The organism is Agrobacterium rubi TR3 = NBRC 13261 (assembly GCF_000739935.1).
Classification (GTDB): Bacteria; Pseudomonadota; Alphaproteobacteria; order Rhizobiales; family Rhizobiaceae; genus Agrobacterium; species Agrobacterium rubi.
Genome location: NZ_BBJU01000010.1, coordinates 1 through 22,795 on the forward strand (window position 1 = coordinate 1; position 22,795 = coordinate 22,795).

Consider the following 22,795-nt stretch of genomic DNA (forward strand, 5'->3'; position numbering starts at 1 on the left):
CCCTCAGGTGGGGAGATCGGCTGGGCGCGCGCTTCTCACTTCATTCGCAACTCTCGAAATGGCCGGGAGCTAACCACGAGTCGATCTCCCCCCTTGAGGGGGAGGTGTCCGGCAGGACAGAGGGGAGTGAAGCCAAACCCTCCGTGCTATCCCGTCCCAAACGCCCCCTCACCCAATCACCCCAAATTCTTCCGAAAGAAATCCACCGTCCGGCCCCACGCCAGATCCGCAGCCTTCTTGTCATACCGCGCACTGGACGTGTCGTTGTTGAACGCGTGGTTGACGCCGTCGTAGACGAAGATTTCGAATGTCTTGCCGTTGGCTTCCAGGGCTTTGCGATAGGCGTCGATGCCTGCATTGATGCGCTCGTCCAGGCCACCATAGTGTAAAAGCAACGGCGCCTTGATGGCGGGGACGTCTTCTGCCGGGGGCTGGGCACCATAATAGGCGACGCCGGCGTTCAGGTCTTGCGACTTCGTGGCGAGGCGGTTGACGAGACCACCGCCCCAGCAGAAGCCGACGGCACCGACCTTGCCATTTGCTCCTTCACGCTTGGCCAACCACACACGTGTCGCTTCGGCATTGGCGACCGTGGCGGCCATATCAAGACCGCTGAACATTTCGCGCGCCTTGTCTTCATCCGCTGGCGTTCCGCCCTGCGGTGAGAGAAAATCAGGCGCAAGCGCGACGAAGCCTTCAAGAGCGACACGGCGGGCGACATCGCGAATATGTGCGTTGAGGCCACGGTTTTCGTGAATGACGATGACCGAGCCCACAGGCGCAGACGCGTTTTTGGGCGTCACGAGATAGCCCTTCATCTCACCGCTCGCGCCGGGATAGGTGACATCTTGTGCCGTTAGCTGTTCATCGGTTTCCGGAACGATGGCCGCCTGCGCGCCGCTTGCGGCCAACATCGGGGCGATGGCGGCTGCCGCCGCACCGGAGCCTGCCAGAAGCGTCAGCTTTTCCATGAATTTTCGGCGATCGAGGCTGAGATGCGTGTAGTCATCATAGGCATCGATCATGGCCTGGGTGATATTCGGCTTGTCCGTCATCATGTTCTCCCGCGTGAACCGTTGTGCACGACAGTAACGCAAAGTCGGGAAAAGCGATGCAGGACGCCTACTTCAGCGAAACAACTTTTCGCGATCCCCCTTCAGACGCTCGAAAGCTATTCCAGCGCCAGCCAGATGGCGAGCCAGCCCCACATCATGATCAGTGCCGCAAAGCTGATGGCGAAAGCGGGGGCGCGGTAACGCAGCCTGTTGCTGGTGACATGCACATAGGAATGCGCGTAGCGGGCGATGACGAATATCCAGCCGAGGATGATGGTGGCGATGTTATCGGCATCAGTGATGTAGAGAAGCAGGCAGGCTGCATAAAACAGCACCGGGATTTCGAACTGGTTGGCGATGTTCTTGTTGACCAACTGGCTCTGGGACGCCTCTTCGCCCGCATCGCGGAAGCGCTTAAAGGCGTCCTTGTTCGTGAATGTATATTTTTTTCGTCGAATGAAAAGAAGCACATAGAGACCGAAGACCAGAAAGGCGTGGGCGATCATGGGCCAGAACATTGCGGTCGTCGGTGACATCTTTCTTCCTTTCAGCAAAACGCTCCCCGAACGCATGTGTTCGGAGAGCGTGTCTGTATTGCCATGTTACATCTGAAGACGAAAGATCAAACTGCGCCGGGGTAGTTCGGGCTTTCGCGGGTGATGGTCACGTCATGGGCGTGGCTTTCGCGCAGGCCCGCGCCGGAAATGCGCACGAAGGTGGCACGTTCCTGGAAGTCCTTGATGGTGCTGCCGCCGACATAACCCATGGCAGCCTTGAGACCGCCAGCGAGCTGGTGCAGCACGCCGGAGACCGGACCCTTGTAGGGCACCTGACCTTCGATGCCTTCCGGCACCAGCTTCAACGTGTCGCGCACTTCCGCCTGGAAATAACGGTCTGCCGAGCCGCGCGCCATGGCACCCACAGAGCCCATACCGCGATAGGCCTTGAAGGATCGGCCCTGATAGAGGAACACTTCACCGGGGCTTTCATCCGTCCCGGCCAGCAGCGAGCCGATCATGACGGCGGATGCACCGGCAGCGATGGCCTTTGCAAAGTCGCCGGAGAACTTGATGCCGCCATCGGCGATAACGGGGATGTCAGCGTCGTGAGCGGCTTCCACCGCAGACATGATGGCGGCGAGTTGCGGGACGCCGACACCGGCAACGATGCGTGTCGTGCAAATTGACCCTGGACCGATGCCGACCTTGACGCCATCTGCGCCCGCGTCGATCAGCGCCTTGGTGCCTTCGGCCGTTGCAACGTTACCGGCCAGAATGCGAACGGAGTTCGACATCTTCTTGACCTGCGTGACGGCATCGAGAACACGCTGCGAGTGACCATGCGCCGTATCGACCACCAGAAGATCGACACCGGCGGCAATCAGGCGCTCGGCGCGTTCGATGGCATCTGCACCCACGCTGATGGCGGCAGCGGCGCGAAGACGACCCTGCGCGTCCTTGGTCGCGTTGGGGTTGAGCTGCGACTTTTCGATGTCTTTGACGGTAATGAGGCCGACGCAATTGCCAGCGCCATCGACAACCACCAGCTTTTCGATGCGATGTTTGTGCAGAAGGCGGCGGGCTTCCTGCTGGTCGACGCTGCTTTCCTTGACCGTCACGAGGTTTTCGCGGGTCATCAACTCATAGATCTTCTGGGCAGGGTCGGAGGCAAAACGCACGTCGCGGTTTGTGAGAATGCCGACGAGGCGTCCTGACTTATGACCGCCGGAGCCACCATTCTCGACAACGGGAATACCGGAGATGCTGTAGGTCTTCATCAGCGCCTGCGCTTCTGCAAGTGTCGCATCCGGGCCGATGGTGACAGGATTGACGACCATGCCGCTTTCGAACTTCTTGACCTGACGGACCTCTTCGGCCTGTTCGACCGGGGAAAGATTGCGGTGGATGACGCCGATGCCACCAGCCTGCGCCATGGCAATGGCAAGACGACCTTCGGTGACCGTGTCCATGGCAGAGGACAGGATCGGCAGGTTGAGTTCGATATCACGGGCGATACGGGTGGAGATATTCGTCTGGCCGGGCATGACTTCGGAGTGCCCCGGCTGAAGCAGCACGTCGTCGAATGTCAGAGCATCGAGACCGGTGGGGGTTTGAATAATGCGAGCCATGGCCAAATTCCTATTTTGAAAATGCATGGCCGTCCCGGAACGAATGTTCACCCCGGCGCCCTGCAAAGGATTGCTTGGAAGTTGGCGAGGGCTGGTAACACGTTCATGACAGGAAGGAAACAGAAAAAACCCGGAAACATGTTCCGGGTCTTGCTGTTGCAGTGATGCAGCAGATGTCAGATGTCGAACTGGTAGGATTTCGGCACGAAGCGATAGCCCACGTCCTGGCGTTCGGCGTAACCCACCGATGGGAACGGCATATGGTAGCCAAGGAACGGCAAGCGATCCGTGGAGACCATGTCGAATACCTTCTTGCGGCTGGCGGCGGCGGCTGCCTTGTCCATGTCGAAGCGGACTTCCCAGTCAGGACGCTGAAGCGACAGTACGAAATGGTTGGCCGTATCGGCGGTCAGCACTAGGTGCTTGCCTTCCGACTCGACGTGGAAAATCATGTGGCCGGGCGAGTGACCGAAGGCGGCAGCGCTGGTAATGCCGGACACGACCGTTGCACCATCACCGATGAAGGTAGCCTTTTCCGCCAATGGCTTGACGTTGGCCAGCACGGCTTTTTGCCCGCCTTCAGCCGGCGTGCCTACGCGCTTTGCATCCGTCCAGAAATCATACTCGACCTGGCCCATGACGTATCTGGCCTTCGGAAACGCAGGAGCGCCCTTTTCCATCAGGCCGCCAATGTGGTCGCCATGCATATGCGTCAGCACGACCACGGTCACGTCTTCGGGCTTGTAGCCCGCGGCAGCGAGACCCTCGAGCAGACGGCCATTGCCGGCTTCGCGGCCGCTCTCACCAAAGCCCGTATCGAACAGGACGAGGTCGGAGCCGGTGTTGATCAGTGCCGGCGAAAAGCCATTGACGAACTGCTCGGTGGGCAGGAAGTTTTCCTGCAGCAATGCGTCGATCGTTTCAGCGTTCTGGTTGGTGCCGAATGTCTCACCCGGCTTGCCGGAGGGGCGAGAACCGTCTTTGACGACAAGAACTTCGAAATTTCCGAGTTTGAAGCGGTTTGTTTCGGGTGGCATTGCGTGATCGACCTTCATGGATGTTTGCGGTTGGGTGGCTTGCGCGAATGCCGTACCGCGCAGCACGAAGGGTGCAGCCAGAGCGCCGAGCCCTGCGGTGGCAAACAGGCTGCGCCTGTTCATCGTCAATAAATTCTTCATGAAATCCTCCGGTATTATTCGCCTCTGCATTGCAGCATTAGCATTGGTAAACGCCAATATTATGCAGAAAGATCCGTTTCACACAGACGTGATGGAAATCTCTAAATTGCCGAATGTTTAGTTGGCAAATCGCGCGCGCAGGCGTAGGTAACACTCAACGACCCTATCAGGATGCGGTCTTTCCGCAATCATCCCATGAACCGCGTCATTCCGCTTATACTCGCCGTTGCTCTTTTCATGGAGCAGATGGATTCCACCGTCATCGCAACATCGCTGCCCGCGATTGCCGCCGACCTGAATGTCGGGCCGATCACGCTCAAGCTGGCCCTGACCTCCTACATGGTGGCGCTGGCGATCTTCATTCCCATCAGCGGCTGGATGGCGGATAAATTCGGCGCCAAGAAAATCTTCCGCATCGCGATTGCCATTTTCGTCATCGGTTCGATCTGCTGCGCGGTGTCCTCGTCGGTGGTCGAGTTCGTCGTCTCGCGCTTCCTGCAAGGCATGGGCGGAGCGATGATGACGCCGGTCGGGCGATTGGTTCTTTTGCGGACGACGAAGCGCACGGAGCTCGTCTCCGCCATGGCACTTTTGACGATTCCGGGCCTCGTGGGACCGCTGACCGGCCCGCCGATTGGCGGCTTCATCACGACCTATTTCTCCTGGCACTGGATTTTTCTCATCAATGTGCCGATCGGCGTCATCGGTATCTGGCTGGCAACCATCTTCCTGCCGGAGATCGAAACCACCAATCCGCCGCCGATGGATACGAAGGGTTTCATCCTCTCGGGCATCGCCGCATCGGGCGTCGTGTTCGGTGTGTCGGTCGTCAGCCTGCCTGCCCTGCCGCCCTATATCGGCATAGCGGCGACCATCGTCGGCTTTATTTGCGGCTACTGGTATGTACAGCACGCAAAGCGTCACCCGGCACCCATCCTCGATTTCAAGATTTTCCGAAATGCCACGTTCCGCGCCGCATCCGTGAGCGGAACGGTGTTTCGCATTTCCACCGGCGCCATTCCTTTCCTGATGCCGCTGATGTTGCAGATCGGGTTCGGGCTCAATCCATTCCAATCGGGCATGATCACGTTCGCAGGGGCGATTGGTGCCATTACCACCAAGTTCATGGCACGGCGTGTGTTTGCGGCGACGGGCTTTCGAACCATATTGATCGGGGCAGGCGTCGTCGGTGCCTGCACCACGGCCGCCAACGCGTTTTTCACGCCCGACACGCCCTATCCTCTGATCATGATCTTTCTGGTGACGGCGGGCTTTGCCCGGTCGTTCTTCTTCACCGGCACGAATGCGCTTGGCTATTCCGATATCGACGATTCGCAGGCAAGCCAGGCGACCTCGATGGCATCCGTATTGCAGCAGATCAGCCTTGCGCTGGGTGTAGCCTTTGCCGCCACCATTCTCGAAGTCAGCAGTTACGTGTCGGGTGAGCATCTGCAACTGGCCGACTTCCACACGGCCTTCACGATTGTCGCCATCGTGTCGCTGCTTTCCATCCTGCCGCTGATTGCCATGGACCGGAGCGCGGGCGCTGCCGTTTCGGGACATCGCGACAAGTCATCACAGCCAGCGGAGTAGGATAAGGTGCGCCGCTTTGGCGCAACCTCCATTCGGCTTTATTCGGCGTCGTAAGCAACCGGTTCGACCGGTTTGCGACCTTTGAAGTGCTTGGCCAGCAGGAACATTTCCACCGATTCAGAGCGCGACGAGGCGGGTTTGATGTGGATGACCTGCTTGAAGTTTTGCTTCAACATATCCAGCAACGCTTTTTCCGTGCCGCCCTGGAAGGTCTTGGCCAGGAAGTGGCCACCCTCGGCCAGCACCTGCACGGCAAAATCGGCTGCGACCTCGCACAAATGCATCGTGCGAATATGATCGGTCTTCTGATGACCGGTCGTGGGCGCTGCCATATCCGACAGAACCAGATCCGGTGTTCCCCCGACAGATTCGATCAGAAGGTCCGGTGCGCTGGGGTCAAGGAAATCGAGATGGAGAATCTTGACGCCAGGAATGGCCTCGATCTCAAGGAAGTCGATAGCCGCCACGCGGATATCGTCTTCCGTCGAATCCGTGACCTTGGCGGCAATCTGCGACCAGCTTCCCGGTGCCGCACCCAGATCGATGATGCGGCGTGCATCTTTCAGGATTTGGTGCTTGTCGTTGATTTCCAATAGCTTGAACGCCGCACGGGCGCGGTAACCTTCGAGCTTGGCACGCTGCACATAGGGGTCGTTGATGTGGCGCTCGATCCAGCGGCGGGAAGACGGCTTCAGCTTTGCCTTCTTTACCTTCTGGCCGATCTTGCGTCCGGTACGGTTGGTACTCGTGGGCGCCTTGCTCATATCAAACTTTCCGTTCCGCTGTGCCTTGCATCTGTGCGCGGCGAATTCGTGTCCGGCGCCAGGCGCCATCATCTGCCATCATATCCGTCAAAAGCCCCTCGCGAAGCCCCCTGTCGGCAACCCGCATGCGCCTGGACGGCCAGCGTTTGCGAATGGCCTCCAGAATGGCGCAACCAGCCAGAACCAGATCGGCACGATCCGGCCCGATGCAGGCGTTGGCGGCACGGCCTGCGAAATCCCAGGCCAGCAGCTTGTCCTGCATGGCCGTGACTTCATCATCCGACAGCCAGAGGCCATCGACCTTACGACGATCATAACGGGGCAGATCGAGATGTACACCGGCAAGCGTTGTGACGGTGCCCGATGTGCCGATGAGGTGAAAATCCTCCTGGGGAATTTCGCCCAGCGGCGGGCAATGGAAACCATCCAGCAGGCCTTCGACTTCGCCAACCATGGCGGCAAAGACCTCAGGCGTGACATCGCGCCCACCATGGCGTTCCGACAATGTGACGACGCCGACCGGCAGCGATGTCCAGTGGGTGATGTGGTTGGCCAGCCGGTTGGAGCGGTTTTCGCCCACGCGAATAACGGCAATCTCGGACGAACCGCCACCGATATCGAACAAAACGACGGAGCGCGCTTCACGCCCTACCAGCGATGCACAGCCTGACACCGCAAGCCGGGCTTCGGTTTCGCGGCTGATGATTTCCAGTTGAAGCCCTGTCTCACGCGTCACCCGTGCCAGAAACTCTTCGCCATTCACCGCCGCACGGCAGGCTTCCGTCGCGATCAGCCGCATGCGGCGGATGGAGCGTCCAGCAAGCTTGGAAGCGCACACACGCAACGCTTCGACCGCACGATCCATGGCATCGTCCGACAGGCGTCCGGTCGAAATCAGGCCCTCGCCTAAGCGCACGATGCGCGAAAAGGCATCCACGACGCGAAATTGTCCGGGGCGTGTTGGCTGAGCGATGAGGAGACGGCAATTGTTGGTGCCGAGATCGAGCGCGGCATACATATCCGCACTACCGTCGAAACCGGCGTCACGGAAGTTCGTCTGCGCACGCGCATGCGGACGAGCGTGATCTGCCGATGATGGCGTGTGCGCTTGCGATGGCGAACCATGTTGACCGGCGCAGGGTTTGGGCGCATGGGTCGGCACAAGCGGTCTGCCTTGCGGGCCGCGATGATTGCGCTTTCCGTTGCGCGCCTCGCGTTTGCCTTGGGAGTTCGGCGCCTGGGAAACCTGTTCGCCATTCGCGTTGGCCAAAGCCGGGTCCTGCGGTGGTTTCGCACCGCCCTGCCCGCGCCTGCGACGCTTGCGCTTCTTCGGCTCCGAGTCTCGCTCGTGAGCGCCATTTGGTGTGGAATCCGCCTGGGGATCGGCGCCGTGAAGCTGCGGCGAAGCGCCAGCGTTCCGGGCCTTGCCGTTACGCCTGCTTTTGCCACGACGGGAGCGCTTCGCATTCCCTTTTTCCACCGCCGATGCCCCTGATTCCGACGGCTTTGTGCCGTTGCCGGGGTCGATCACTGTCTTATCCATTCCGCCGCGCAAAAGCCTGAAGCGATGCTGCTGGCGTCCATAAAGGTTACGTTGGGTCCAGCATACCAGCGCATGGCATTTTCGCCAACCGATTTTTGAAACGGGATGCAACAGGACGATAACGGGATCACGGCACGAAACACTCGTGAGGCGTGACAGTGATCATCGGGCATTCAGTGGAAAAATGGTACGGTTGGGGGGAATTGAACCTCCGACCTCAGGTGCCACAAACCTGCGCTCTAACCAACTGAGCTACAACCGCATATGAAACGCCGCGTCGGCGTCACGGGGGCTCACATACGGGGAGTTTTCCGCTTTTGCAAGTCCTTCGACAATTTTTGCGAAAAAAGCTTGGGAAAGCAAGCACCTTTCCACGCAGGCACCTGTCCATTGCAAAAAGCTCTGGATTGCTGCCTCACCTTGCGTGAAGGTGATTGCAAAGTGGTGCCGCACGCCGCACATTCAAGATGATCTGAGAAGCATCCGCAGGCGTGGCGCATTAACTGTGTTTGGCAATTCCCACAGCAGATGATGGACCGATCCACGCTGGGAAGTTATTTAAGATTCTGTTAACATCAAGCCGATGCAGGCTGTATGATGCCTTATGATGAGGTCGTGCGGTTGCGTGAGGTCAGGTCGTGCCAGAATAGGTTTCCACATGCCCGCCGTTCAATATCCATTTATCGACATTGCAGTGCATGAGCGTGTGCGCGAACATTTTGGCCGCGGCGAAGCCATGGCGCTGTTTTCGATGGACCTGCAAAACACGCTGTGGGCCAACGGACGGGGCGCCGCACTGTTCGGCACGCCGACGATCTACGACTTTCTAGAGCGCGGGCCAAAGCCGCAGGACGTCACCTTCCGGCAACTGGCGGCAACGGCTGCACGGTTGACGCAGACCGGCGACAGCAAGTCGTTCACGATCCGCATTCATTCCGGCTTCAAGAGCGTGTCCATCATCGCCACGGCCGAAATCATCGAGGCCGAAGCCGGTCAGCAGGCCATCCTGTTTTCCGCGCCAATCGACCAGACAACACCATCGCTGGAAGAGCGCGCCCGCCGGATGATCGAAGGGTTCGATGACCCTGACATTCACATGGCCGTGCTGGACGCAGACAGCAAGATCGTGGCGGCATCGCCAGGTTTTTCGGCTCTTGGCATCACCCCTGGAACGACCCGCACGCTCATTTCCATGGCATCCACACAAGTCGGTAAGCTGGTGAAGCGGCCGGTGCCCGCTGGCAAGGGCTATCTGCCAGCGGCAGTCGGTCAACTCTCGAAAGAGCCCGACCTCAATCTGCTGTTCGTGGTCGAGACCGTCATCGGAACACTCGACCCGTCCAGCGAATTCACCGAAGCCAAGCCGGACGTGCAACCACTCACTCCTGTTGTCGAGGCCGCTCCGGTGTTGGATGAGGTGCGGGAGCAGGCTGCCCAAGACTTCGATGAGGTTCTGGAATCAGTTGCGCAGATCGAAGAAATTGCCGAACCGCAGGACGTGAGCGACGATATCGATGTGGTGACCGAGCCTGACGTGGTTGAGGATGTTGCGGAAGCAGTCGAGCCTGAGCCTGAAGTGGAGCCCGCAGTCGCTGTCGAGCCTGAAGACGAGCCGGTGGTCGTTGATGAGGCAGCGCAGCCAGACGATAAGACAGACGCCGAGCTTCCGCTTTTTGCGCAAGACACGACAGACATGCCAGCGCCGGACGAGGTCCCAGAAGCCGAACAGCCCCCCGTCACCGAGCCGCAAGCCATCGAAGACAAGGGGTTCGTCTTCGAGCCTAACCGACGGGCGTCTCGCTTTGTCTGGAAGATCGATGCCACGGGGCATTTCACTTCCATTTCGCATGAATTTGCCGATGCCGTCGGGCCGAAGGCGGCCAATGTGGAAGGCATGAGCTTTGCCGATCTCGCGGCCCTGTTCAATCTCGACCCCGATGGCAAGATCGCTGAACTGCTAAACCGGCGGGATACGTGGTCCGGCAAGACCATCTACTGGCCCGTGGAAGGCACATCGCTGACGGTGCCGATCGATCTGGCGGCACTGCCGACCTACACACGCTCGCGCGAATTCGACGGCTTCCGTGGTTTTGGCATCGTGCGCCTTGCCGATGCTGTCGAAGATCCCAATGCCGTGGGCCTGTCTCTGGTCGATGATGCACAGCCAGAGTTAGACTCTGTTGACGTGGCTGAAGACGATACCGTCGATGAGAGCGTACTGTTTTCTCTGCCGGCAAATGATGATGAGGCGGACGCTGAGGACAATGCACCGCGCAGCTATGAGCCGCCGGACATCGAAGTACCGGTTCTGAAAATCACCGAAACGCCGAACAGACGCTATTCCGACAAGGTGGTGCAGCTCGAAGAACGCCGCAGCAGAGGCCGCGACGAGCTGAGCGCCAGCGAACAGGCCGCCTTTCAGGAGATTGCGCGCACGTTAAAGCCGGTCGCTGAAGAGGCGATGGACGTACCAAGTGAGGATGAGGCGCAAACACAGGACGTGATCGAGATTGTCGAAACGTCTGAGGCGGAACCGGCCCCGCCTCACGTGGCGGACACGAATGAGGCTGCCGAGGAGCCACAAGATGTGGCAGCGCCCTCAACACCGGAAAACGACGACGATTTTGCCGCCTATACGCGCGGCGATGAACCTGTGAGCTTCCTGCTTCCGCAACCATCGGCGCGCAGCGCAGACAACGACCACGACGATGAGACTGGGTCGGAAAGACCGGGTCCACTGCGCCACGGTGCCTCTCTGACGGCTGACGCCGTGGACCAGATGCCGATTGCACTGCTGATCCACAGTGGCGACCGGTTAATCCACGCCAATCCTGAATTCCTGCGTCTCACCGGCTATGGCGATGTTTCTGAACTGGCCGAAGTCGGCGGTCTCGATGCCCTGCTTCAGCGCGATGAACTCGACGCGATGACTGATCACTCTGGTGGCATGATGGCAGTCAGCGCTGAAAACGATCTGATCCCGGTCAGGGCGCGGCTGCAATCCGTGCGTTGGGAAGAGGCAAGCGCCTTGATGCTGTCGCTGATCCCGAACGAAGAGAAAAGTGCAGCGCCCCTCCCCGCCAATGAAAATATCCAGGCTGACAGTGCCGAGACGGACATCGAGATGACCGGGCTGAAAGGTCAGGTCGAGGAGCTGCATTCCATTCTCGAAACAGCAACGGACGGTGTCGTTCTTCTCGATGAGGACGGTAGCATCCGTTCGCTGAACAGGTCTGCCAGCGCGCTGTTCAACTATGACAATGACGAGGTTACCGCCAAGCCCTTCGTGACGCTGTTTGCGCATGAGAGCCAGCGCGCGGTGCTGGATTATTTGTCCGGTCTTGCCAATAATGGCGTGGCCAGTGTGTTGAACGATGGCCGCGAGGTGATCGGCCGCGAGGCATCCGGCGGTTTCCTGCCGCTGTTCATGACCATCGGCCGGCTGAAATCCTCCAACGGCTACTGCGCGGTCATTCGCGACATCACGCAATGGAAGCGCACCGAAGAGGATCTGCGCAACGCCAAACGCGCCGCAGAAACGGCCAATGCCCACAAGACCGATTTCCTGGCGCGCGTCAGCCATGAAATTCGCACGCCTTTGAATGCGATCATCGGCTTTGCCGACATGATGGCGACGGAGCGCTTTGGGCCTGTCGGCAACCCGCGTTACATCGAATATTCCAACGACATCGTGCGCTCCGGTCGCCACGTTCTGGATATCGTCAATGATCTCCTCGACATCTCGAAGATCGAGGCGGGACAGATGGATGTGGAGTTCAAGGCTGTCGCCCTGAACGATACGATCGCCGAGGCCGTTTCCATCGTGCAGCCGCAAGCCAACAACCAGCGCGTTATCATTCGCACGGCCTTGTCGCCATCGGTGCCGCAGATCGTTGCCGATCTTCGCTCGATCAAGCAGATCATGCTAAACATTCTGTCGAACGCCATCAAGTTCACCCCATCCGGCGGGCAGATCGTGGTGTCCACTGCGTATGAGACAAATGGCAGCGTCAGCCTGCGCATTCGCGATACCGGCATCGGCATGACGCGCTCGGAACTGGAGCATGCGGTGAAGCCGTTCCGCCAGGTTTCAGCCTCCAGCAGCCGTGTGCGCGGTGATGGAACCGGCCTTGGCCTTCCGCTGACCAAGGCCATGGTCGATGCCAACAGGGCCAATTTCTCCATTACCTCGACACCGAATGAAGGAACGCTGGTGGAAATCAGCTTCCCATCGCAGCGCGTGCTTGCGAACTGAGGCCATAGAGGATTAGCAATGGTGTGAAGCGTCTCCGCTTCCACACCATTGATGTTTCCGTATCGGCCAAAGACTGTGGCGCAAGGATAAGAACATTGTCGCTGTCCCCACCCCTTTCTACCATCTCGCGATCCAGAGAACGTGTGGGTTCGGGACTGTCGTTCGGAACGGCGGTGCTTGCGCTGGCCGTTGCCATGCCGCTGATTGCCATTTTCTCTATTGCCGCAACGGGTGGGACCGATGGCTGGCGGCATCTGCTGGTCAATGTATTGCCGCATGCAGGTGCGCAAACGCTGATGCTTTTGGTGTTGACCGGTACAACGACCGCGTTTTTCGGCATTATCGCCGCATGGCTCGTCAGCACATTTCAGTTTCCCTTGCGCCGTCTTTTATCCCTGGCGCTGGTGTTGCCACTGGCCATCCCTTCATATCTTGCGGCTTATGCGTTCGGTGAGTTTCTGGATTTTACCGGGCCGGTGCAAAGCGCTGTGCGCACGCTGTTCGGATTTCAAACCATCCGGGATTACTGGTTTCCCGACATCCGCTCGCTTGGTGGCGCGGTATTGGTGCTCAGTTCTGTTCTCTATCCGTATGTTTACCTCTCCGTTAGGGCAGCCTTTGGTTTGCAGGGCCGCTTTGCGACCGAAGCCGCGAGAACGCTGGGGGCGAGCCCTATGCGGATATTTTTGTCGGTGCAACTGCCCATGGCCCGGCCCGCCATCATCATCGGCTTGGCGCTGGTGTTGATGGAAACGCTGAACGACATCGGCGCGGTGGAGTATCTCGGTGTTCGCACGCTGACCTTTGCGATCTATGAGACATGGCTCAATCGCGGCAATCTTGGCGGCGCAACGCAAATCGCCTCGGTGCTCATCATCCTCGTTGCCACCCTGATCATCGTGGAGCGGAAGGCGCGAAGCCGACAGCGTTTCTCTGCCACTAAATCCACTGCCATGACACAGCGTTTCGGGTTGCAAAGCCTAACCGCTGGGCGTGGATGGGCGGCGACCGCGTTCTGCCTCCTGCCCGTTCTTTTCGGCTTCGCGATCCCCGTTCTCGTTCTTGGCAGCTATGCCATCAAGCGGCTCGGCGGGCTTGCGGACCCCAAGCTCGTCAAGGCGCTGGCACACAGTGTGGAAATCTCCGCTTCGGCGGCGCTGATCACGCTGGTCTGCGGCTTCACCTTTGCCTATGTGCAGCGCGTCAACACATCGCCGCTCGCGCGTTCGGCCAGCCGCATCGGCTCGCTGGGTTACGGTATTCCCGGCACGGTGCTGGCCATCGGCGTGCTCTTGCCGCTGGCTGCGCTGGATAATGCGCTGGACGGTTTTTTGCGGCTCCACCTCAACTATTCGACCGGACTTCTTCTGTCTGGAACGACATTCGCGATCATCTACGCACACAGCGTCAGGTTCATGACGCTGGCGGAAGGCAACATCGATGCGGGCTTCCAGAAGCTTTCGCCGCATATCGACATGGCGGCACGCACACTCGGGCGCACCCGTTTTCAGACGCTCGTCACCGTGCTTTTGCCCAATATCCGCCCGGCGGCCATCACCGCTGCATTGCTGGTCTTCATCGAATCCCTGAAGGAACTGCCGGCAACCATCATGCTGCGTCCCTTCAATTTCAACACGCTGGCCACGCTGGTCTATGAGGATGCATCGCGCTCGCGCGTTCAGGACGCTGCCCTTCCCGCCTTGATCATCATCGCAGCCGGCCTCATTCCCGTCATCCTCGTCTCGCGGTCTCTCGACGAGAAGGCATAATGCAAAAGAAAAGGCAGCCGAAGCTGCCTTGAAGTTGTGCTTATAACGAGAGCAGGAATAAAACTGACGTCATGTCTTTGGGCCACCGGCCCGCTCACCCGCTCATCGAGTGCACCCACGTTGGGCTACATGTGCAGCAACTCCTTTTAACAAATTGTTAAAAGAGCGATCGCCGGTTTCATGGGCAAGAAGTCCTAATTTAACGTCTGAAACGCGATCACCCTTTCGCCGCCGCATGCTCATCGCGCATGCGCTGTAATTCGCCTCGTTTAGACGCAATGGAAGCGCAGATGACGCCGACTGTGACGAGCGCGATCAGGATGGTGCAGATGGCGTTAATCTCAGGCGTCACTCCGAGGCGCACCTGCGAGTAGATCTTGATCGGCAGCGTCGTGGCACCCGGCCCGGTGGTGAAGCTGGCGATGACGAGATCGTCTAGCGACAACGAAAAGGCCAGCATCCACCCGGCGACGACTGCGGGCAGGATGAGCGGCAGGGTGATGCGGAAGAAGGTTTTGACGGGTGGGCAACCCAGATCGAGCGCCGCCTCTTCCAGACTGCGGTCGAAGGTCAGCAGGCGTGACTGCACGACGATGGCCACGTAGCACATGGTGAAGGTGGTGTGGGCAATGACCACGGTCCAGAAGCTACGGTCAACGCCGACCGCCACGAAGAGCAGCAGCAGCGATAGGCCGGTGATCACCTCCGGCATGACCAGTGGTGCATAGATCATACCGGAAAACAGGATGCGGCCCGGAAAACGGGAAAAGCGTGTGAGTGAGAGTGCCGCCAGCGTGCCGAGAATGGTGCCGATAGTGGCGCTGAGAACGGCCACGCGCGCGGTGATCCATGCCGCATCCATCAGGCCCTGGTTGGACCACATGGAGCTGTACCATTGTAGCGAAAACCCGCCCCACACCGTGACCAGCTTGGAGGCGTTGAAGGAATAGATCACCAGAATGATGATGGGGATGTAGAGAAAGGCAAAACAGAAGGTGAGAATGGTCGTATCGAACTTGCCGCGCTTCATCGCTATGCCACCTTCTTCTGCTGGTTCTGGAAGATGGCAATGGGCACGACAAGCAACAGCAGCAACAGAACGGCAACGGCGGATGCCAGCGGCCAGTCACGATTGCCGAAGAATTCCGTCCACAGCGTCTTGCCGATCATCAACGTTTCCGCCCCGCCCAGCAGATCGGGAATGACGAACTCGCCGGTAATGGGAATGAAGCAGATCATCGAACCGGCAATGACGCCGGGCAGAGACAATGGGAAGGTGATTTTCCAGAACGCCTTCCATGGTGGGCATCCCAGATCATTGGCCGCCTCCAGCAGTGTCGCATCCAGTTTTTCCAGCGCGGCGTAAAGCGGCAGCACCATGAAGGGCAGGTAGGAATAAACGATGCCGATGAAGACGGCGGTATCGGTGCGGAAGATATTGACCTGTTCGTTCGGCCCGAGAAGTCCGATGGTCTGGAACAGCAACGTCAAGAGGCCTTCGGGCTTCAGAATTCCGATCCACGCGTAAACGCGGATGAGGAAAGATGTCCAGAACGGCAGGATGACCAGCATGACCAGCGTGGGTCGGATGGTGCTGGGTGCACGCGCCATGGCCAGCGCCATGGGATAGCCGATCAGCAGAAGAAGGAAGGTCGAGATGAAGGCGATGCGCAGCGACGACAGATAGGCTTCGATGTAAAGCGGGTCTTCCGTCAGAAACAGATAGTTCTCGAAATCCAGCTGCGAAAAGAAATCACCGATCTTGGCAAAGCCTTCGAAGACCGGCGTATAGGGCGGCATGGCGATGGCGGTGTCTGAAAAGGAGATTTTTAGAATGATGAGGAAGGGTGCCGCGAAGAACAGCAACAGCCAGAGATAGGGTATGGCCACCACCAGCCAGCGGGTGGGGCTTTGCCGGTTTTCCGGGGACGAAATCGCCATGTTCAACCCTCCCTCAGCGTGTGAGAACCAGACCGGAATCGGCTTTCCAGTTGAGCCAGACCATATCCCCGAAGGTGATGGGGCGGTCCACCAGACGCGAGACATTGGCCTGCGCTGCACGGATGACGCGTCCATCGTCCAGCTTGACGATGAAGACCGAGAAGTCGCCGAGATAGCCGATATCCCAGACCTCGCCATGCGCAACGTTCGGAGATGTCTCGGCGGGTGCATCCAACGAGATGCGGACCTTTTCCGGGCGGACGGCAAAGGCCACCCTGTCACCGATTGCGGCTGCGCAGTCCTGCTCCACGGTGACATCAAGACCATCGCAGTCCAGTTGCACGGCAGGGCCTGTCTTGGAGGTGACGGTGGCGTCGAAGATGTTGATGTCGCCGATGAAATCCGCCACGTAACGGCTGTTCGGGGCTTCGTAAATTTCAGCCGGTGTGGCCACCTGCGCGACAATCCCCTTGTCCATGACGGCAATGCGGTCCGAGACCGTCATCGCTTCTTCCTGATCGTGCGTCACGATGAGGAAGGTGGTGCCGAGCGTTTGCTGGAGGTCCATCAGTTCGAACTGGGTTTCCTCGCGCAGCTTCTTGTCCAGCGCGCCGAGCGGCTCATCCAGCAGCAGCACTTTAGGCCGCTTGGCCAGAGAGCGCGCCAGCGCCACGCGTTGCCGTTGCCCACCGGAAAGCTGGCTGGGCTTGCGTTTGGCAAACTCGGTGAGCTTGACCATGCGCAACATTTCCTCGACGCGGAGCTTGATATCGGCCTTGGGCAGACCATCCTGCTCCAGCCCGAAAGCGATGTTCTTTTCCACCGACATATGCGGAAACAGGGCGTAGGACTGGAACATCATATTGGTCGGTCGCTTATAGGGCGGCACGCCGGAGATGTCCTTTCCCTGCAAGAGGATACGACCTTCCGTTGGCTCCTCGAAACCGGCCAGCATGCGCATCAGCGTGGTCTTGCCGCAGCCGGATGGGCCGAGCAGCGAGAAGAATTCGCGCTCGTAAATATCCAGCGTCAAATTATCCACGGCGACGAAATCGCCAAACCTCTTGGTGACATTCTCAAACCGGATGAACGGAGCTGCCGCCGGATCAGTCCATGGAGAGAATTTGCGTTTAACCGGGCCAAGAGATTTCGCCATGAACTGTCCCATCTGCTGTATGAAGAGGCTGAACGAGAAAGGGGCAGGAGTTTCCACCCGCCCCTTTTGAAAACCCGGTCAGCTGCCGGTTTTTATCTGGGTCCAGACGCGGTTGAGAACGCGCTGTTCTTTCGGTCCATAGGGCGAAATGGTGAAGAGCTTCTTCATCGTCTCCGCATCCGGGTAAACGCCCGGGTTCTTGGAGACGGCTTCATCCATCAAGGCCTGCGATGCCAGATTGCCGTTGGCATATTGCACGTAGTCGGACGCCTTGGCGGCAACATCAGGCTTCATCATGAAGTTGATGAAGGCGTGCGCGGCTTCGACATTCTTGGCATCAGCCGGGATGGCAAAGGAATCCATCCAGATATAGGTGCCCTCCTTGGGAATGACGTAGTTCACTTCAACGCCGTTCTTGGCTTCTTCGGCGCGGGTCTTGGCCTGAAGAATGTCGCCGGACCAGCCGATGGTGATGCAGCTGTCGCCATTGGCCAGCTCATCGATATAGGCAGAGGAATTGAACGTCTTCACCGAAGGGCGGATCGCCTTGTAGACATCGCCACCCGCTTCCAGATCAGCGGTTTCCTTGCTGTCCGGGTTCTTGCCGATGTAGTTCATGGCAATGGCGAAAGTTTCGTCGGATGCATCGAGAATGTTGATGCCGCAGGACTTCAGCTTGGCCGCATTTTCAGGCTTGAAGAGAATGTCCCAGCTATCGACCTTAACATCGCCCAAGGCAGCCTTGACCTTGGCCACATTGTAACCGATGCCGGTGGTGCCCCACATGTAGTTGACGGCATATTCATTGCCCGGATCATACTGCGACAGGCGCGTGGTGATTTCCGGCCACATGTTCTTGAGGTTCGGCAGCTTGGATTTGTCCAGCTTCTGGTAGACCCCAGCCTTGATCTGACGCGCCAGGAACGGGGATGTCGGGGCTACCACATCATAACCGGAATTGCCGGCCAGCAGCTTGGTTTCCAAGACTTCGTTGCCATCATACACGTCGTAAACGACCTTGATGCCGGTTTCCTTGGTGAATTCTTCCAGAAGGGCAGGATCGATATAGTCGGACCAGTTGTAGACGTGGACGACCTTCTCCTGCGCAAATGCGGTGCCAGCGGCCAGAACGGCTGTGGCAACGGCGAGGCTGAAACGAAGCGAACGATGTTTCATGATATCTCCTGTTTGAACGCGCCGTGGGAGAGCGCGTGATCCCCTTGTTTTGCCAGAGACTAGAAAGGAAAAGTTGCGGCGGCAAGCAGGAAATGTGCAGCGCGGCAATTTCAAACAATTGTGTTGAAAGCACTCACTGAAAATCGAAAACGCTCAAGCCCGTCACCATTTCATCCAGCCCCAGCGGCCGCGTCAATGGAGCCTCCGCCCGCGACAAACAGCCCTGCCGCTCACACAGCCGACAGGACGGGCCGATGGCGATGGTACCGGCCTTGATGCCAACGACATCGCCATAGACAGTCTCTTTCGCCAGCGCCGCATCGCAGGCTACCATGACAGCCGTGCGACGAATGCGCTCTCCAAACCCCGCCTGTGGGCCATCCAGCGAGCGGGCGATGGTGAGGTAAGCCCCACCATCCGGCATCTCCACCTGTTCGGCCAGCACCTGCCCAGGCTGGGCAAAGGCGGCGTGAACATTGAGCTTGACGCACTGCCCACCGAACTTTGCCTGCGGAAAGCCTTGTGCACCCGCCTTGCGGAAGCGGTTTCCGGCGCTGTCGATTTCCATCAGAAAAAACGGAATGCCGGAAGCACCGGGACGCGCCAGCGTGACGAGGCGGTTTGCCGCCTGCTCGAAAGAAACTTTGAAGCGCCCGCGTAGGATATCGATATCGTATCGCGCCCGCTGGGCGGCAGCCAGATATGCGCCGTAGGGCATCATCAGTGCGTGGGCGGCGTAGCGGGCAAGCTCGAACCGAGCGATGCGCTTGGCCTCCTCGCCTGATAGCGCCAGCGCTTGCAGTTCTGCACCAATCTCCTCCGTCAGCGCTAGAAGACAGGCCTCCATCGCCATTTCGCGCAACTGGTCCTGTGGCGACAGGCGTTCCGAAAGAAACAGCCGCATGGAGTGGCGGTCGTAACGTCGGCGCAGGTTGGGCATGGCATGAACAGGCATGGAGCGCACGACGATGCCGTGGTTTTTCTGGAGCCAGCTTTTCAGTGCCTGCGCCAAGTCGTCACCGGGAGACAGTGCTGCATGAAAAGCTTCTGCTGCCACATCCAATTGCGCGAAATGCGCCGTGCGCCGCTCGAAGATTTCCCTGATTTCGTCGATCGGTATGCGGGTGGCCGAGAGCGTGGTCTGGCGCCCTTCCCGCGCCAGAAGGTCCGACAGATCGCTCAGGCGCTGCGCCTGCTCCTTATAGGCGCGGTAAAGCTTGGTGATGCCGCTGGCCGCATTGGGTGCCGCTTCCGCCACCTCCACCAGTTCCTGCCCCGAAGGCACCTCGCCCGCCAGCAGCGGATCGGCAAAGACCTCCCGCAACTGGCTGGCAATGCCGCCGCTTTCGCCCTGCAAGTCGTCCAGATCGACCTTATAGACGGAACTGAGCTTCAACAGCAGCTGCACGGTCAGCGGGCGCTGATTGCGCTCGATGAGATTGAGATAGGACGGCGAGATCGACAGCGCCTCGGCCATGGCCGTCTGCGTCAGACCCAATCCGTTGCGCACGCGCCGCACACGCGGACCTGCAAATATCTTGGCTTCCACCAGAGCCTCCTCCCTTTACAAATATACACAAGATTAGTCGCGCACGATTTTTACAAAATTTACAATTTTACAACGCCATCCTGTCAAAGACGATACAGCATGACCTCTTTCAAGTCACTGATTTTCCTTTTTATCTGGTGTAAAAATAATCGAAACTGTAAATTCAGTCACATCGGAGCACACATCATATTGGAGTAATGATGTGTGGACGGATTTACGGTTCTGTTAAGGGAGAGAGACATGACTGATTTTTACAAACTGGTTCCAAACGCACCACATGGACGTTTCGATGGTATCGAGCGCACCTATACGGCAGCGGATGTGGAAAAGCTGCGCGGCTCCGTCACCATCCAGCATTCGCTTGCAGAAATGGGTGCGAACCGGTTGTGGAAGCTCATCAATGAAGAGAGCTACATCAATGCGCTGGGCGCACTCTCCGGTAATCAGGCCATGCAGATGGTTCGCGCCGGTCTGAAGGCGATCTATCTATCGGGCTGGCAGGTTGCGGCAGACGCCAACACGGCATCGGCGATGTACCCGGATCAATCGCTTTACCCGGCCAATGCAGCGCCTGAACTGGCAAAACGCATCAACAAGACCTTGCAGCGCGCCGACCAGATCGAGACTGCCGAAGGCAAGGGCCTGTCCGTCGACACATGGTTTGCGCCCATCGTTGCTGATGCGGAAGCCGGTTTCGGTGGCCCGCTGAATGCGTTCGAAATCATGAAGGCCTTTATCGAGGCCGGTGCTGCGGGCGTTCATTATGAAGACCAGCTGGCGTCGGAAAAGAAATGCGGCCATCTGGGCGGCAAGGTTCTGATCCCGACGGCTGCGCACATCCGTAACCTGACGGCGGCGCGTCTGGCGGCAGACGTCATGGGCACACCGACGCTGGTCATCGCCCGCACCGATGCCGAAGCCGCCAAGCTTCTGACGTCCGATATCGATGAGCGCGACCAGCCCTTTGTGGATTATGATGCCGGACGCACGGTCGAAGGCTTCTATCAGGTGAAAAACGGGCTGGAGCCCTGCATTGCCCGTGCCAATGCCTATGCGCCCTATTGCGATCTGATCTGGTGCGAAACATCCAAACCGGATCTGGAACAGGCGAAGAGATTTGCAGAAGGTGTTCACAAGGTGCATCCGGGCAAGAAGCTGGCTTACAATTGCTCGCCATCCTTCAACTGGAAGAAACACTTGGATGATGCGACGATTGCCAAGTTCCAGCGCGAACTCGGTGCCATGGGCTACAAGTTCCAGTTCATCACCCTTGCCGGGTTCCACCAACTCAACTACGGCATGTTCGAACTGGCACGCGGCTACAAGGACCGGCAGATGGCAGCCTATTCGGAGCTTCAGGAAGCGGAGTTCGCCGCCGAAATCAACGGCTACACCGCTACCAAGCACCAGCGCGAAGTCGGCACCGGCTATTTCGATGCGGTCTCGCTCGCCATATCCGGCGGTACCTCATCCACCACGGCGATGAAGGAATCGACCGAACACGACCAGTTCCGCCCTGCTGCGGAATAACAAGCATGTCGCGCAAAAGTGTGAAGCGGTTTTGCGGTAACGACATGCGACAAACAAGCTTCAAGCCCATTGAACGGAGGAAAACCAATGGCTTCGATTTCAAGAGTTAAGGAACGTACCGAGGAGCAATCCTCATCCATGAGCCAGGATCAGCAAAGCGCGATCCGCATGTTGGCCAATGATCTGCACCGCCTCAACCAGGCGGTCATGAATGCGGTTGAAGCCGGTGTATCGGTCGAACTCGTCCGCTCCGCCCGCCACCACGGCGGTGATGGAAACTGGGGTGACCTGCTGATCCCCGTCATCGTCGCGCAGGGCAAGGCGGCAGCATAACCACAATCTCAAGCCGGGCGGTTGTGCCGTCCGGCGAAGAGATCGGAATGCCCCTTGATAAGCTTCACCATACGATCCGCCACCGTCCTGATATCGCGACGGTGGCGGTCCACTTTTGTATGAGGCTATGCTGGAGGTTGATGCAGCAGAAGGTTTTCTGAAGTTAGTCTCTGGCCAATTTGTAAGCTGAAAAAGCAAATACCAGACCCAATGTACCGTCTATCCAACGCCGCAGCCGACTATACACAGACACCATTTTCGGTGTCGAAAACAGAATAGCAATTAACGTGTAGAACACGACGGAAAATAAAATCGTGCCTGAAAGGACTGCAAGTATTGTCCAGACGGGAGCATTCGGTTCGATGGCAAGAGCGATGATCGCCACCCAAGTCAGAACTGCTTTTGGATTGGCAAGATTGAGAGCACAGCCACGCAAAAATACGTTGATCGTGCTGTATTCCTTTTTGCCAGTGAGGCTCACGTCGATATCGTATTTTGAGAACGCCGAAGCAAATGCCTTCCAAGCAAGGTACAAGAGATAGAAACATCCGAGGATGCGGATGATGTCGAGAATGCCGGCATAGGCTACGAGCAAAGTGGACAGACCGAGAAACGCAAGAACTCCCCACACCAACGCGCTAGCCGCAATACCCAGCCCCATCGCGATACCGGCTTTCCGACCCGACTCCATGGCAGTTCCCATCGTTGCTAACATCGCAGGCCCTGGGCTAACTGCCGAAACAACATATGTCGTAAAAGCGAGCATAATGCCGGGCCAATAGGAATGAATTGAACTCATATCGCTTTCCTTGAAATTAAAAACGC

General features: G+C 58.4%; 17 protein-coding genes, 1 tRNA gene and 1 pseudogene. 5 read left to right on the top strand and 14 right to left on the bottom strand.

All coding sequences use genetic code 11. The annotated features are described in order from the left end of the window. Positions 1 to 176 precede the first annotated feature (176 nt). From RRU01S_RS07995 to RRU01S_RS08010, 4 genes are all read right to left on the bottom strand, one after another. A complete protein-coding gene (locus tag RRU01S_RS07995; RefSeq protein ID WP_045229909.1) occupies positions 177 to 1,055 on the bottom strand; it encodes a dienelactone hydrolase family protein in 879 nt (292 codons plus the stop codon). A 116-nt stretch (positions 1,056 to 1,171) separates the two neighbouring features. Then, positions 1,172 to 1,573 carry an MAPEG family protein gene (locus tag RRU01S_RS08000; protein ID WP_045229910.1) on the bottom strand — a complete coding sequence of 134 codons (402 nt, stop codon included), beginning with the start codon at positions 1,571 to 1,573 and terminating at the stop codon, positions 1,172 to 1,174. A 104-nt stretch (positions 1,574 to 1,677) separates the two neighbouring features. Next, complete coding sequence (gene guaB, locus RRU01S_RS08005; protein ID WP_045229760.1) at positions 1,678 to 3,183, bottom strand: IMP dehydrogenase; 1,506 nt, start codon at positions 3,181 to 3,183, stop codon at positions 1,678 to 1,680. A gap of 176 nt (positions 3,184 to 3,359) precedes the next feature. Then, positions 3,360 to 4,343 (bottom strand): MBL fold metallo-hydrolase, encoded by a 984-nt coding sequence (locus RRU01S_RS08010; RefSeq protein ID WP_108722588.1) that lies wholly within the window; start codon positions 4,341 to 4,343, stop codon positions 3,360 to 3,362. A 213-nt stretch (positions 4,344 to 4,556) separates the two neighbouring features. Between RRU01S_RS08010 and RRU01S_RS08015 the strand changes: the two genes are divergently transcribed. After that, positions 4,557 to 5,954, top strand: coding sequence for an MDR family MFS transporter (locus RRU01S_RS08015; RefSeq protein WP_045229762.1), 1,398 nt, complete (start codon positions 4,557 to 4,559; stop codon positions 5,952 to 5,954). A gap of 38 nt (positions 5,955 to 5,992) precedes the next feature. On the opposite strand, the gene RRU01S_RS08020 is transcribed toward RRU01S_RS08015, so the two are convergent. The 3 genes from RRU01S_RS08020 to RRU01S_RS08030 all read right to left on the bottom strand — a co-directional run bounded on the left by RRU01S_RS08020 (position 5,993) and on the right by RRU01S_RS08030 (position 8,523). Next, positions 5,993 to 6,718, bottom strand: coding sequence for an RlmE family RNA methyltransferase (locus RRU01S_RS08020; protein ID WP_045229763.1), 726 nt, complete (start codon positions 6,716 to 6,718; stop codon positions 5,993 to 5,995). Between the two features lies 1 nt (position 6,719). After that, a complete protein-coding gene (locus RRU01S_RS08025) occupies positions 6,720 to 8,261 on the bottom strand; it encodes a Ppx/GppA phosphatase family protein (RefSeq protein WP_081880029.1) in 1,542 nt (513 codons plus the stop codon). Positions 8,262 to 8,446: 185 nt separating this feature from the next. Further along, positions 8,447 to 8,523: transfer RNA gene (locus tag RRU01S_RS08030), tRNA-His, on the bottom strand. 396 nt (positions 8,524 to 8,919) lie between these two features. Between RRU01S_RS08030 and RRU01S_RS08035 the strand changes: the two genes are divergently transcribed. Together RRU01S_RS08035 and RRU01S_RS08040 are read left to right on the top strand one after the other, a co-directional pair. After that, positions 8,920 to 12,516: an ATP-binding protein gene (locus tag RRU01S_RS08035; RefSeq protein ID WP_045229764.1), complete on the top strand. Its 3,597-nt coding sequence runs from the start codon at positions 8,920 to 8,922 to the stop codon at positions 12,514 to 12,516. A gap of 194 nt (positions 12,517 to 12,710) precedes the next feature. After that, positions 12,711 to 14,285 carry an ABC transporter permease gene (locus tag RRU01S_RS08040; RefSeq protein WP_081880037.1) on the top strand — a complete coding sequence of 525 codons (1,575 nt, stop codon included), beginning with the start codon at positions 12,711 to 12,713 and terminating at the stop codon, positions 14,283 to 14,285. 217 nt (positions 14,286 to 14,502) lie between these two features. Here RRU01S_RS08040 and RRU01S_RS08045 read toward each other — a convergent pair whose 3' ends face one another. The 5 genes from RRU01S_RS08045 to RRU01S_RS08065 all read right to left on the bottom strand — a co-directional run bounded on the left by RRU01S_RS08045 (position 14,503) and on the right by RRU01S_RS08065 (position 20,110). After that, positions 14,503 to 15,315 (bottom strand): ABC transporter permease, encoded by an 813-nt coding sequence (locus RRU01S_RS08045; protein ID WP_045229765.1) that lies wholly within the window; start codon positions 15,313 to 15,315, stop codon positions 14,503 to 14,505. A gap of 2 nt (positions 15,316 to 15,317) precedes the next feature. Next, the gene (locus RRU01S_RS08050) at positions 15,318 to 16,226 is read right to left on the bottom strand and encodes an ABC transporter permease subunit (RefSeq protein WP_045229766.1); all 909 of its coding nucleotides are present in this window, start codon (positions 16,224 to 16,226) and stop codon (positions 15,318 to 15,320) included. A gap of 13 nt (positions 16,227 to 16,239) precedes the next feature. Then, positions 16,240 to 17,382, bottom strand: coding sequence for an ABC transporter ATP-binding protein (locus tag RRU01S_RS08055; RefSeq protein WP_045229913.1), 1,143 nt, complete (start codon positions 17,380 to 17,382; stop codon positions 16,240 to 16,242). 78 nt (positions 17,383 to 17,460) lie between these two features. Then, on the bottom strand, positions 17,461 to 18,558 hold the full coding sequence (locus tag RRU01S_RS08060; RefSeq protein WP_045229767.1) for a polyamine ABC transporter substrate-binding protein: 1,098 nt from the start codon (positions 18,556 to 18,558) through the stop codon (positions 17,461 to 17,463). A 133-nt stretch (positions 18,559 to 18,691) separates the two neighbouring features. Next, positions 18,692 to 20,110 carry a helix-turn-helix domain-containing protein gene (locus RRU01S_RS08065; protein ID WP_045229768.1) on the bottom strand — a complete coding sequence of 473 codons (1,419 nt, stop codon included), beginning with the start codon at positions 20,108 to 20,110 and terminating at the stop codon, positions 18,692 to 18,694. Between the two features lie 237 nt (positions 20,111 to 20,347). Between RRU01S_RS08065 and aceA the strand changes: the two genes are divergently transcribed. Beyond that, positions 20,348 to 21,637 carry an isocitrate lyase gene (gene aceA / locus RRU01S_RS08070; protein WP_045229769.1) on the top strand — a complete coding sequence of 430 codons (1,290 nt, stop codon included), beginning with the start codon at positions 20,348 to 20,350 and terminating at the stop codon, positions 21,635 to 21,637. Positions 21,638 to 21,724: 87 nt separating this feature from the next. Beyond that, complete coding sequence (locus RRU01S_RS08075; RefSeq protein ID WP_045229770.1) at positions 21,725 to 21,970, top strand: SMc00767 family acetate metabolism repressor; 246 nt, start codon at positions 21,725 to 21,727, stop codon at positions 21,968 to 21,970. Between the two features lie 8 nt (positions 21,971 to 21,978). Here the strand turns inward: RRU01S_RS08075 and RRU01S_RS26455 are convergent. Both RRU01S_RS26455 and RRU01S_RS08080 read right to left on the bottom strand, forming a co-directional pair. Beyond that, a pseudogene (locus RRU01S_RS26455) lies at positions 21,979 to 22,080 on the bottom strand (LysR family transcriptional regulator); the annotation flags it as partial. A 53-nt stretch (positions 22,081 to 22,133) separates the two neighbouring features. Next, positions 22,134 to 22,769, bottom strand: a complete 636-nt coding sequence (locus RRU01S_RS08080) for a LysE family translocator (RefSeq protein ID WP_045229771.1) — start codon at positions 22,767 to 22,769, stop codon at positions 22,134 to 22,136. Between the last annotated feature and the right edge of the window lie 26 nt (positions 22,770 to 22,795).

Coding starts and splice junctions, on each gene's coding strand:
- RRU01S_RS08060 (WP_045229767.1), bottom strand. CDS start 18,558: ATGAAACATCGTTCGCTTCGTTTCAGCCTCGCCGTTGCCACAGCCGTT.
- RRU01S_RS08040 (WP_081880037.1), top strand. CDS start 12,711: ATGCCGCTGATTGCCATTTTCTCTATTGCCGCAACGGGTGGGACCGAT.
- RRU01S_RS08075 (WP_045229770.1), top strand. CDS start 21,725: ATGGCTTCGATTTCAAGAGTTAAGGAACGTACCGAGGAGCAATCCTCA.
- guaB (WP_045229760.1), bottom strand. CDS start 3,183: ATGGCTCGCATTATTCAAACCCCCACCGGTCTCGATGCTCTGACATTC.
- RRU01S_RS08050 (WP_045229766.1), bottom strand. CDS start 16,226: ATGGCGATTTCGTCCCCGGAAAACCGGCAAAGCCCCACCCGCTGGCTG.
- RRU01S_RS08000 (WP_045229910.1), bottom strand. CDS start 1,573: ATGTTCTGGCCCATGATCGCCCACGCCTTTCTGGTCTTCGGTCTCTAT.
- RRU01S_RS08010 (WP_108722588.1), bottom strand. CDS start 4,343: ATGAACAGGCGCAGCCTGTTTGCCACCGCAGGGCTCGGCGCTCTGGCT.
- RRU01S_RS08080 (WP_045229771.1), bottom strand. CDS start 22,769: ATGAGTTCAATTCATTCCTATTGGCCCGGCATTATGCTCGCTTTTACG.
- aceA (WP_045229769.1), top strand. CDS start 20,348: ATGACTGATTTTTACAAACTGGTTCCAAACGCACCACATGGACGTTTC.
- RRU01S_RS08025 (WP_081880029.1), bottom strand. CDS start 8,261: ATGGATAAGACAGTGATCGACCCCGGCAACGGCACAAAGCCGTCGGAA.
- RRU01S_RS08045 (WP_045229765.1), bottom strand. CDS start 15,315: ATGAAGCGCGGCAAGTTCGATACGACCATTCTCACCTTCTGTTTTGCC.
- RRU01S_RS08055 (WP_045229913.1), bottom strand. CDS start 17,382: ATGGCGAAATCTCTTGGCCCGGTTAAACGCAAATTCTCTCCATGGACT.
- RRU01S_RS08015 (WP_045229762.1), top strand. CDS start 4,557: ATGAACCGCGTCATTCCGCTTATACTCGCCGTTGCTCTTTTCATGGAG.
- RRU01S_RS08020 (WP_045229763.1), bottom strand. CDS start 6,718: ATGAGCAAGGCGCCCACGAGTACCAACCGTACCGGACGCAAGATCGGC.
- RRU01S_RS07995 (WP_045229909.1), bottom strand. CDS start 1,055: ATGACGGACAAGCCGAATATCACCCAGGCCATGATCGATGCCTATGAT.
- RRU01S_RS08035 (WP_045229764.1), top strand. CDS start 8,920: ATGCCCGCCGTTCAATATCCATTTATCGACATTGCAGTGCATGAGCGT.